This is a genomic window from Roseateles sp. AC306 (assembly GCF_979253795.1).
The window spans coordinates 189,259-199,315 of sequence record NZ_CEEDEB010000011.1 but is presented as its reverse complement, the minus strand read 5'-3'; the positions used below and the strand labels follow the sequence as shown (position 1 = coordinate 199,315).

The window sequence follows — 10,057 nt, the reverse complement described above, 5'->3', positions numbered from 1 at the left end:
TCTTCTTTGGTGACTTTCTTCTGGCCCCGCAGAAGAAAGTTACCCGGCCGCCGGGACGGACTCCCGGCAATGCAGCGGGCAGTGACGCTCTCCGCAAGCGCAACGCACAAGCATGAAGCTAGACCCCAGACCATTGGCGCTCCTCGCAGCCATCATGCTGCTCGCACTCCCATTGACCGGCAGCCCCAGCACCTGGCTCAACCTGACCTTGGCCGGCATCGCCATGGGCCTGATCATCTTTGTCATCGCTTCCGGCCTGACGCTGGTGTTCGGCCTGATGGATGTCCTCAACTTCGGCCACGGCGTCTTCATCGCCCTCGGCGCCTTCACGGCGACCACGGTGTTAGCGGCCCTCGCTCCGTGGGCCACCTCCCCCGACGTGGCAAGCAACCTTGCCGCACTCGCAGCAGCGTGCACAGCCGGCATGGCCATCGCCGCCGCCGTCGGCGTCGTCTTCGAACGCGTCCTCGTCCGGCCCGTCTACGGCCAACACCTGAAGCAGATCCTCATCACCATGGGCGGCATGATCATTGGCGAAGAGCTGATCAAGGCCACCTGGGGCGCCCAGCTCATTCCGCTGCCCATGCCTGACGCACTGCGCGGCATCTTCCTGATGGGTGACGTGGCGGTCGAGAAATTCCGCGTGCTGTCCATGCTCATCGGCCTGGCCGTCCTCATCACGCTGCTGCTCGTGCTCAATCGCACCAAGATCGGCCTGCTCATCCGCGCCGGCGTGCAGGACCGCGAAATGGTCGAGGCGCTGGGTTATCGCATCAAGCGTCTGTTCGTCGGCGTGTTCGTCGCCGGCTCAGCACTCGCGGGCCTGGGCGGCGTGCTGTGGGGCCTGGTGCAGCAGGGCGTCACGCCGCAGATCGGCGGCCAGGTGAACCTGCTGATCTTCATCGTCATCATCATCGGCGGGCTGGGCTCGACGGTGGGTTGCCTCATCGGCGCGCTGCTCGTGGGCTTGGTCGCCAACTACGTCGGCTTCATCGCCCCCAAGGCGGCGCTGTTCTCCAACATCGGGCTGATGGTGGCCATCCTGCTGTGGCGCCCGCAAGGCCTGTACCCGGTGGGAGCCAAGTGATGCTGCGCTCACTGCTGTCACACGACCTGCCGCGCAGCCGCATCCTTGCCGGCCTGCTCGCGGCCTGCTTCCTCGGCCTGCTCGGCGCGCCCTTCATCTTCCCCGGCACGCAGGCGCTCAACGTCGCGGCCAAGATCCTGGTGTTCATCCTGCTCGTGGCCAGCTACGACCTGCTGCTCGGCTACACCGGCATCGTCAGCTTTGCGCACACGATGTTCGTCGGCATCGGCGCCTACGGCATCGCCATCGCGTCAGCGCGGCTGGGGTCGGACTGGACGTCGCTGGGCATCGGCTTCATCGCCGCACTCGCGCTCAGTGCCGTGCTCGCGCTCGCCATGGGCCTGGCCAGCCTCCGCGTGAAGGCCATCTTCTTCGCGATGATCACGTTGGCCGTGGCGTCGGCGTTCATGACGCTGGCCTCCCAACTGAGCGACTTCACCGGCGGTGAGGACGGCCTGAACTTCCAGCTGCCCGAGGTGCTGCGCCCGTCGACCGAGTTCATGGAAGAGCCGTTCCTGGGCGTCATGCTCGACGGCCGGTTGCTGACCTACTACCTGCTCTTCGTCGCCGTCCTGCTGCTCATCGCGCTGCTGCTGCGCATCGTCAACTCGCCCTTCGGCCGCGTGCTTCAGGCCATCCGCGAGAACGAGTTCCGCGCCGAGGCGATTGGCTATCGCACGGTGGTCTACCGCACCGGCGCCAACGTCATCGCGGCGCTGCTCGCCTGCTGCGGCGGCGCGCTGCTGGCCTTGTGGCTGCGCTACACCGGCCCCGAGACGGCGATGAGCATGGAGATCATGCTGGACCTGCTGCTCATCGTCGTCATCGGCGGCATGGGCACGGTCTACGGCGCCGTCATCGGCAGCGTGCTCTTCATCGTCGCGCAGAACTATCTGCAGGCGCTGCTCAAGGGCGCCGGCTCGCTCGTCGAGGGCGTGCCGGTGTTGAGCACGCTGGTCTCGCCCGACCGCTGGCTGTTGTGGCTGGGCCTGCTGTTCGTGCTAGCCGTCTATCACTTCCCCGGCGGCATCGTCGGGCGGCTGCGGCTCGCGGCGTGGTCGCGGGGGAGGGTCAAAAAATGAGATCGCGCTACCTGAACTGCCTGGGTCGCGAGATCCACGTCACCGAGTGGGGCGACTCGGCCGCGCCGCCCGTCATTGCCTGGCACGGCCTGGCGCGCAGCAGCCGCGACTTCGACGACTTTGCCGCCGCGCTCAGCGCACGCTGGCATGTCGTTTGCCCCGACACACCGGGCCGTGGCCTGTCGCAATGGGCGGTGGACCCGGCGCGCGAATACTGCCTGGAGTTCTATGTCGAACAAGCCGAAGCGCTGCTGGACCAGCTGGGCCTGCCGAAGGTGCATTGGGTGGGCACGTCCATGGGCGGCGCCATCGGCACGCTGGGCGCGGCCACCCGGCTGCGCGGCCGCATCAAGCGTCTCGTGCTGAACGACAACGGCCCCGAGCTGGCGGCCTCGGCGCTGGCCCGCATCAAGGCCTATGCCGGCCAGCCACCCGGCTTTGTGACGGTGACCGAGCTGGAAGCGTATTTCCGCGAGATCTACGCGAGCTTTGGTGTGCTCTCCGACGCGCAGTGGCGCCACCTCACCGAGGCCTCGCTGCGCCGCCTGCCCGACGGCCGCGTGACGCCGCATTACGACCCGGCCCTGGTGCAGCAGTTCGAGCATCACCCCGACGACTACGAGCTGTGGAGCGCGTGGGACCAGCTCGACCTGCCGGTGCTCTGCCTGCGCGGCGAAGACTCGACGCTGCTGACCGCCGAGACGGCCCAGGCCATGCGCGAGCGCGGCCCGCGTGCGGCGGTGGCGGTCATCCCCGGCTGCGGCCATGCGCCGGCGCTGAACACGCCGGAGCAGATCGGTCTGATCGAACGTTTCCTCAGCGCAGGCCAAACCCCGTGAATGCCCGTAAGCCAGCGTCATGCTTCAAGCCCTAGAGTCGCAGCGCAACCTCGGAAGTCCATGAGCGAATTCATCCTCGAGACGCAGGACCTGACCAAGGAGTTCAAAGGCTTCACCGCCGTGGACTCCGTGAATCTGCAAGTGCAGCGCGGCCACATCCACGCGCTGCTCGGACCCAACGGCGCGGGCAAGACGACCTGCTTCAACCTGCTGACCAAGTTCCTTGTCCCGACGCGGGGCCGCATCGTGTTTGCGGGTGCGGACATCACCGGCGAGACCTCGGCGCAGATCGCGCGGCGTGGCGTCATCCGGTCGTTCCAGATCTCGGCCGTGTTCCCTCACCTGACGGTGCTGGAGAACGTCCGCATCGGCTTGCAGCGCTTCACCGGCACGAGCTTTCATTTCTGGCGTGGCTTGACCGGGTTGAAGACGCTCGATGCGAAGGTGCTGTCGCTGCTGGAACTGGTTGATTTGCGCGACATGGCGTCGTTGAAGGCAGCGGACCTGCCGTATGGGCGCAAGCGTGCTTTGGAGATCGCGACCACCATGGCGATGGAGCCGCAACTGATGCTGCTGGATGAACCCACCCAGGGCATGGGGCATGAGGATGTGGATCGGGTGACGGCCCTGATCAAGCGTGTCGCTGAAGGTCGGACGGTGTTGATGGTGGAGCACAACATGAAGGTTGTCGCCAGCATTGCGGACCGGATCACGGTGCTGGCGCGCGGTGCGGTGTTGGCTGAAGGGGACTACGCAACGGTGTCGAGGCATCCAGCGGTGTTGGAGGCTTATATGGGCACCGATGCGGCTGAATTGGTGGGGGCGCATTGATGGCGTTGCTCGTGGGTTTTGGTTGCTCGGTGGAGAGTGCGGCTGCTCGGTGCATTGCCGGGGGTCCGTCCCGGCGGCCGGGTAACTTTCTTCTGCGGGGCCAGAAGAAAGTCACCAAAGAAGAGGCCCTGAACCGCACACCAGCACCATGTGCACGAGCTGCGCCGTGCAACAGGCATTCGGACGACGGGCAGACGCGAGCCGCTGCGCTCTCGCTGCTGTCCTTGTCACCAACACCATCCATCGCCGCACCGGCCCGCCTAACGCGCGGCTGCACGCCGGGCTCACGAGAAACACCGAAGACAGCGTCGCTCGGGCGACGCGATGGCGCGTTGCTCCTCGTAGATTGGCGTGAGCCCAGCGAACCCCAACACGCCGTCAAACCGTTGTGTCGTCGCCCCAGCGACGCGGCAATTCCTGGTGAGCCCGGCGTGCAGCCGGCGTTAGGCGGCGTGAAGTGGCGCGCCGTGGCGGTCGTCACAAGGACAGCAGCGAGAGCGCAGCGGTTCGCGTCTGCCCGGAATCGCGCAGAGAGTTTTCGCGCGCCGCTCTTGGCGGCGCCGCGGTCGTGTGCGGTTCAGGGCCTCTTCTTTGGTGACTTTCTTCTGGCCCCGCAGAAGAATGTTACCCGGCCGCCGGGACGGACTCCCGGCAATGCACCGAGCAAACGCACGCTTCACCGAGCAAGCTGACAAAGCATGGCCACCCCCGCACTGGAAATCCAGAACCTCCACGCCTGGTACGGCGAAAGCCACATCCTCCACGGCATCAACCTGTCCGTACAGCCCGGCCAGGTCATCACCCTGCTCGGCCGCAACGGCGCCGGCCGCACCACCACGCTCCGCGCCATCCTCGGCCTGACAGGCGCACGAAAAGGCTCCATCAAGATCCACGGCGAAGAGACGATCGGCCTGTCCACCCACCGCATCGCCAACCTCGGCATCGGCTACTGCCCCGAAGAGCGCGGCATCTTCGCGAGCCTTACCACCGAAGAGAACCTGCGCCTCCCACCTCAGCTCAAATCCAGGCGCGGCAAGGTGATGACCGAGCAGGACATCTACGCCATGTTCCCCAACCTCGCCGAGCGCCGCCACAGCCCAGGCACGCGTCTCTCCGGTGGCGAACAGCAGATGCTCGCCGTCGCCCGCATCCTGCGCACCGGCGCCGACATCCTGCTGCTGGACGAGATCTCCGAAGGCCTCGCCCCCGTCATCGTCCAGGCCCTGGCCCGCATGATCCGCACGCTCAAGAGCCAGGGCTTCACCATCGTCATGGTGGAGCAGAACTTCCGCTTCGCCGCACCGCTGGCCGACCACTTCATCGTCATCGAGCACGGCGAAGTGGTGCTGTCCTTCCCCGCAGCCGACCTGCCGGCCCACCAGGCCCGCATGGACGAGCTGCTCAGCGTTTGAACCCACAAAGACTCACACCCAGGAGACAACCATGAAAAAGACCCTCATCGCTACCGCCCTCGCTACCTGCGGCCTCGCCGTGTCCATGCATGCCCAGGCACAGGTTTCCGGCGACGTCATCAAGATCGGGTTCCTGACCGACATGTCCAGCGTCTACGCCGACATCGACGGCACCGGCGGCGTGGAGGCCATCAAGATGGCCATCGCCGACCTCAAGGGCATGGCAGCCGGCAAGAAGGTCGAGTTCATCTTTGCCGACCACCAGAACAAGGCCGACGTCGCCTCGGCCAAGGCACGCGAATGGATGGACACCCAGGGCCTGGACCTGCTGATCGGCGGCACCAACTCCGGCGCCAACCTGGCCATGGCCACGGTGGCCGCCGAGAAGAAGAAGCCCTTCATCTCCATCGGCGCCGGCAGCTCCGCGCTGACCAACGCCAACTGCACGCCCTACACCATCCACTACGCCTATGACACGGTGGCGCTGGCCAACGGCACCGGCGGCGCAGTGACCAAGGCCGGCGGCAAGAACTGGTACTTCCTGACCGCCGACTACGCCTTCGGCGCGGCGCTGCAGGCCGACACCACGGCCGTCGTGGCCAAGAACGGCGGTGCGGTCAAGGGCAGCGTCAAGCACCCGCTGAACGCGAACGATTTCTCCAGCTTCCTGCTGCAGGCGCAAGGGTCGGGCGCGCAGATCCTGGGCCTGGCCAATGCCGGCGGCGACACCATCAACGCGATCAAGGCCGCCAATGAATTTGGCGTCACCAAGACGATGAAGCTCGCCGGCTTGCTGATGTTCATCAACGACGTGCACTCGCTGGGCCTCAAGACGACCGAGGGCATGTACCTGACCGACTCCTGGTACTGGAACCAGACGCCCGAGGCACGCGCCTGGAGCCGCCGTTTCTTCGACAAGATGAAGCGCATGCCCTCGTCGCTTCAGGCGGCGGACTACTCGGCCGTGACCCACTACCTGAAGGCCGTGGACGCCGGCAAGACCGACGACGCCGACAAGGTCATCGCCAAGATGAAGGCGACGCCGATCAATGACTTCTATACCAAGGGCACCATCCGCAAGGAAGACGGTCGCGGCATCCACGACATGTTCCTCATGCAGGTGAAGTCGGCCAAGGAATCGACCGAGCCCTGGGACTACTACAAGGTGGTCACGCGCATCCCGGGCGAAGAGGCGTTCACCAAGCTGGCCGATTCCAAGTGCCCGCTGGTGAAGAAGTGATCCGCTGAGGGCGCGATGACTGAGATCTTCGGTATTCCCCTGCCGGCCCTGCTGGGCCAGCTGCTGCTCGGCCTGGTGAACGGCTCGTTCTACGCGATGCTGTCCCTGGGCCTGGCGGTCATCTTCGGCATGCTCAACATCATCAACTTCGCCCACGGGGCGCTGTACATGATGGGGGCCTTCTTCGCCTGGATGGGGCTGGAATACCTGGGCCTGAACTACTGGTTCATGCTCGGTCTCGCGCCGCTCGCGGTCGGCCTCATCGGCATCGTCATCGAACGCACGATGCTGCAGTGGCTCTACAAGCTGGACCACCTCTACGGCCTGCTGCTCACGTTCGGCATCACCCTCGTCATCGAGGGTGTGTTCCGCTCGGTCTACGGCGTGTCGGGCCAGCCCTACCAAGTGCCCGACGCGCTGCAGGGCGCCACCAACCTCGGTTTCATGATCCTGCCCAACTACCGCGCCTGGGTGGTTGTCGCGTCGCTGATCGTCTGCTTCGCCGTGTGGGCGCTGATCGAGAAAACCTCGCTGGGCGCCAAGCTGCGCGCCGGCACCGAGAACCCCAAGCTTGTGCAGGCCTTCGGCATCAACGTGCCCATGATGGTGACGCTGACCTATGCCGGCGGCGTGGCGCTGGCCGCGTTTGCCGGCGTGTTGGCCGCGCCCATCCTGCAGGTGTCGGCGCTGATGGGCAGCAACCTCATCATCGTGGTGTTCGCCGTCGTCGTCATCGGCGGCATGGGCTCCATCCTCGGCTCCATCCTCACCGGCCTCGGTCTCGGCATCGTCGAGGGGCTGACCAAGGTGTTCTATCCCGAGGCGTCCAACACCGTCGTCTTCGTCGTCATGGCCATCGTCTTGTTGGTGCGGCCGGCTGGCTTGTTCGGAAAAGAGAAATGAACAAGAAGCTCCTGGGCTACGTCGCGCTCTTCGCCGCCATCGGGCTGCTGCCCGCCTTCGGCGTCTACCCCGTCTTCGTCATGAAGGTGCTCTGCTACGCGCTGTTCGCCTGTGCCTTCAACCTGCTTGTCGGCTTCACGGGCCTGCTGTCCTTCGGCCACGCGGCCTTCCTGGGCACGGCGGCCTACGTGACGGGCCATGTGCTCAAGGTCTGGGGCCTGCCGACGCCGGTGGGCATCCTCGTCGGCATGGCGGGCGCAGCGGGCGTGGGCCTGCTGTTCGGCCTGCTGGCCATCCGCCGCTCGGGCATCTACTTCTCGATGATCACGCTGGCGCTGGCGCAGATGCTGTACTTCTTCTTCCTGCAGGCGCCGTTCACCGGCGGGGAGGACGGCCTGCAGTCCGTGCCTCGCGGCCACTTCCTGGGGCTGGACCTGGCCAGCGACCTGACGCTGTTCTATGTCGTGCTCGGCCTCTTCATCGCCGCCTTCTGGCTCATCTACCGCATCGTCCACTCGCCCTTCGGCCAGGTGCTGACGTCCATCCGCGAGAACGAGGCGCGCGCCACGTCCCTGGGCTATGACACGGCGCACTTCAAGCTGCTGGCCTTCGTGCTGTCCGCCGCGCTGGCCGGCCTGGCCGGCTCCACCAAGACGCTCGTGCTCGGCTTCGCGACGCTGACCGACGCCATCTGGACCACCTCCGGCCTCGTCATCCTGATGACCCTGGTGGGCGGCATGGGCACGCTGATCGGCCCCATGGTCGGCGCCCTGGTCATCATCGCGCTGGAGAACAAGATCGGCGACTTCGGCAACTGGCTGGGCGAGCTCACCGGCATCGCCTGGTTCAACGGGCTGGGCGAGTCCGTCAGCCTCGTTACCGGGCTGATCTTCATCGTCTGCGTGCTGGCCTTCAGGCGCGGGCTGGTGGGTGAGGCGATGGCGCTGTGGGAGAAGCGGCGCGCCTGACGTTCTAGGGGGCGGGCGTTGACCCGGGCCTGCTGCGCGCCGCTAATGGCGGCCTCGCCTTGCGGAGGCTGTCGCGATGCCCTACCCCATGCCTACCCTGTCGTCCACGGTGTTTGCCGCCGTCATGCTGGCCGCCGCGCCTGCGCACGCCACCATCTGGGACGCCCCCACGCTGGCCGAGATCCCGCCATCCAACATAGGAGCAGCGCATTACTTCACCACTGACGGCAGCGGCAGTGGACTCATCCTGAGCGTCCTGCAGGACCGGGAGGGGCTTGGCAGCATGGGCAGCTCCAACGTGCCGGGGCAGCAAGGCCTGTGGCTCGGTCAGGACGGGCTCGGCTCGGGCTATCGGATCATGTTCAACAAGGTGATCTCGCGGCTGAGCATCAGCTTCGTCGGGCTGACGGCGACGGGCGCGCAGGCGGAGCGCCTCACCGGCCTGAACACGTTCACCTGGTCGACCATCGAGCTGGACAGCCCCGACGGCAGCGCTCAGTACGCCGATGGCGAACTGCTCGCCCTGGGGACTGACTCGCGAGGCCAGTTGAGCTTCCGAAATCCGATCGCCGAGTTCGGCATCTATTTCACGCACGACCAGCCGTCGGACCTCGGCGGCTTCGTCATCACCCGCATCGAGGCCTCGGTCGTGCCAGAACCGGTCGGCGCTGCGACGTGGCTGTTCGGGATAGCGGCTCTTGGCGCTCGCAGCTGGCGGTCCCGGCACGCACTCGAGGCTCGCCCGACATTCAGGCGCGAGCGGGCGGCTGAGGCGATGGCACCGGCGTGGAAGCGCCCTCCTTCTTCCGCCTGAACACCAGCACGTTGCCGGCCATCACCAGCGCCAGGCCGACGAGCGCCGGCGCCGTCCACACATAGCCCTCCACCCAGGCCGACACATTCAGCGCGACGATCGGGAACAGCACCGTGCTGTAGGCCGCGCGCTCGGGGCCCAAACGCCCAACGAGCGTCAGATAGGCCGTGAAGCCGATGACCGAGCCGGGGATGGCGAGATACAGCAGCGCACCGACGTAGCGCGCGCTCACGTCGAACCCAAAGGGCACACCCGCCAGCAGCGCATAGGCCGTCAGGATCGCGGTGCCCACGGCCATGCCCCAGGCGTTGGTCTGCACCGGCTTCAGGCCCTCGGCCTGCAGTGCCGCCGACAGCAGGTTGCCGGTGGAGAAGCACAGCGTGCCGCCCAGCGCCCAGGCCAGGCCGGCCGCCGTGGCATGCCCGCCGCTGATCTCGGGCCAGAACAGCAGCACGAGGCCGGAGAGCCCCAGCGCGCCTCCGGCCAGCACCTGGGGCGCGATCTGCCGGCCGTGGACGACGCGAGCCAGCAGCGCGTTCCACAGCGCCGCGCTGGAGAACACCACGGCCACCAGGCCGCTCGCCACCGTCTGGCTGGCGTTCAAAAAGCAGACGAAGTTCAGGCAGAACAGGCACAGCCCCTGCGCCAGCACCCACCCCAGCGCCTTGCCGCGCGGCACGACCAGCTGGCGCCGCCAGACGAGCCAGGCGAACAGCACGAGCGCCGCCAGGCCGAAGCGGTAGGCAATGGACAGGGCGATGGGCACCGAGCCCAGCTGCCACTTCAGCGCGATCCACGTCGTGCCCCAGATGAGCACGACCAGCACATAGAGAAAAGCATTCATGCCGCCATCGTGGCGCCCGGGCCGGTCGCGCGATTGC

At 66.6% G+C, this 10,057-nt stretch carries 10 protein-coding genes; 9 read left to right on the top strand and 1 reads right to left on the bottom strand.

Going from position 1 to position 10,057, the window contains the following annotated elements:
- Positions 1-112: 112 nt before the first annotated feature.
- The 9 genes from AC0IZJ_RS20350 to AC0IZJ_RS20310 all read left to right on the top strand — a co-directional run bounded on the left by AC0IZJ_RS20350 (position 113) and on the right by AC0IZJ_RS20310 (position 9,176).
- A complete protein-coding gene (locus tag AC0IZJ_RS20350) occupies positions 113-1,087 on the top strand; it encodes a branched-chain amino acid ABC transporter permease (RefSeq protein ID WP_471853192.1) in 975 nt (324 codons plus the stop codon).
- Positions 1,087-2,169, top strand: coding sequence for a branched-chain amino acid ABC transporter permease (locus tag AC0IZJ_RS20345; RefSeq protein ID WP_471853190.1), 1,083 nt, complete (start codon positions 1,087-1,089; stop codon positions 2,167-2,169). The genes AC0IZJ_RS20350 and AC0IZJ_RS20345 overlap by 1 nt, the downstream gene beginning before the upstream one ends.
- Positions 2,166-3,008 carry an alpha/beta fold hydrolase gene (locus tag AC0IZJ_RS20340; RefSeq protein ID WP_471853189.1) on the top strand — a complete coding sequence of 281 codons (843 nt, stop codon included), beginning with the start codon at positions 2,166-2,168 and terminating at the stop codon, positions 3,006-3,008. The genes AC0IZJ_RS20345 and AC0IZJ_RS20340 overlap by 4 nt, the downstream gene beginning before the upstream one ends.
- Before the next feature lie 60 nt (positions 3,009-3,068).
- On the top strand, positions 3,069-3,839 hold the full coding sequence (locus tag AC0IZJ_RS20335; RefSeq protein WP_471853187.1) for an ABC transporter ATP-binding protein: 771 nt from the start codon (positions 3,069-3,071) through the stop codon (positions 3,837-3,839).
- 698 nt (positions 3,840-4,537) lie between these two features.
- Positions 4,538-5,251, top strand: a complete 714-nt coding sequence (locus tag AC0IZJ_RS20330) for an ABC transporter ATP-binding protein (RefSeq protein ID WP_471853185.1) — start codon at positions 4,538-4,540, stop codon at positions 5,249-5,251.
- A gap of 31 nt (positions 5,252-5,282) precedes the next feature.
- Positions 5,283-6,491 (top strand): ABC transporter substrate-binding protein, encoded by a 1,209-nt coding sequence (locus AC0IZJ_RS20325; RefSeq protein ID WP_471853183.1) that lies wholly within the window; start codon positions 5,283-5,285, stop codon positions 6,489-6,491.
- A 15-nt stretch (positions 6,492-6,506) separates the two neighbouring features.
- On the top strand, positions 6,507-7,394 hold the full coding sequence (locus AC0IZJ_RS20320) for a branched-chain amino acid ABC transporter permease (RefSeq protein ID WP_471853181.1): 888 nt from the start codon (positions 6,507-6,509) through the stop codon (positions 7,392-7,394).
- Positions 7,391-8,362 carry a branched-chain amino acid ABC transporter permease gene (locus AC0IZJ_RS20315; protein ID WP_471853179.1) on the top strand — a complete coding sequence of 324 codons (972 nt, stop codon included), beginning with the start codon at positions 7,391-7,393 and terminating at the stop codon, positions 8,360-8,362. Before AC0IZJ_RS20320 ends, AC0IZJ_RS20315 begins: the two co-directional genes overlap by 4 nt.
- A gap of 109 nt (positions 8,363-8,471) precedes the next feature.
- Positions 8,472-9,176 carry a hypothetical protein gene (locus AC0IZJ_RS20310; RefSeq protein WP_471853178.1) on the top strand — a complete coding sequence of 235 codons (705 nt, stop codon included), beginning with the start codon at positions 8,472-8,474 and terminating at the stop codon, positions 9,174-9,176.
- On the opposite strand, the gene AC0IZJ_RS20305 is transcribed toward AC0IZJ_RS20310, so the two are convergent.
- Positions 9,112-10,020, bottom strand: a complete 909-nt coding sequence (locus tag AC0IZJ_RS20305; protein ID WP_471853177.1) for a DMT family transporter — start codon at positions 10,018-10,020, stop codon at positions 9,112-9,114. The two genes, AC0IZJ_RS20310 and AC0IZJ_RS20305, sit on opposite strands and share 65 nt — an antisense overlap.
- Positions 10,021-10,057 lie beyond the last annotated feature (37 nt).

Excerpts from the sequence above, each read along its gene's own strand:
- AC0IZJ_RS20325 (WP_471853183.1), top strand. The coding sequence starts at position 5,283 with ATGAAAAAGACCCTCATCGCTACCGCCCTCGCTACCTGCGGCCTCGCC.
- AC0IZJ_RS20340 (WP_471853189.1), top strand. The coding sequence starts at position 2,166 with ATGAGATCGCGCTACCTGAACTGCCTGGGTCGCGAGATCCACGTCACC.
- AC0IZJ_RS20330 (WP_471853185.1), top strand. The coding sequence starts at position 4,538 with ATGGCCACCCCCGCACTGGAAATCCAGAACCTCCACGCCTGGTACGGC.
- AC0IZJ_RS20320 (WP_471853181.1), top strand. The coding sequence starts at position 6,507 with ATGACTGAGATCTTCGGTATTCCCCTGCCGGCCCTGCTGGGCCAGCTG.
- AC0IZJ_RS20305 (WP_471853177.1), bottom strand. The coding sequence starts at position 10,020 with ATGAATGCTTTTCTCTATGTGCTGGTCGTGCTCATCTGGGGCACGACG.
- AC0IZJ_RS20315 (WP_471853179.1), top strand. The coding sequence starts at position 7,391 with ATGAACAAGAAGCTCCTGGGCTACGTCGCGCTCTTCGCCGCCATCGGG.
- AC0IZJ_RS20335 (WP_471853187.1), top strand. The coding sequence starts at position 3,069 with ATGAGCGAATTCATCCTCGAGACGCAGGACCTGACCAAGGAGTTCAAA.
- AC0IZJ_RS20350 (WP_471853192.1), top strand. The coding sequence starts at position 113 with ATGAAGCTAGACCCCAGACCATTGGCGCTCCTCGCAGCCATCATGCTG.
- AC0IZJ_RS20345 (WP_471853190.1), top strand. The coding sequence starts at position 1,087 with ATGCTGCGCTCACTGCTGTCACACGACCTGCCGCGCAGCCGCATCCTT.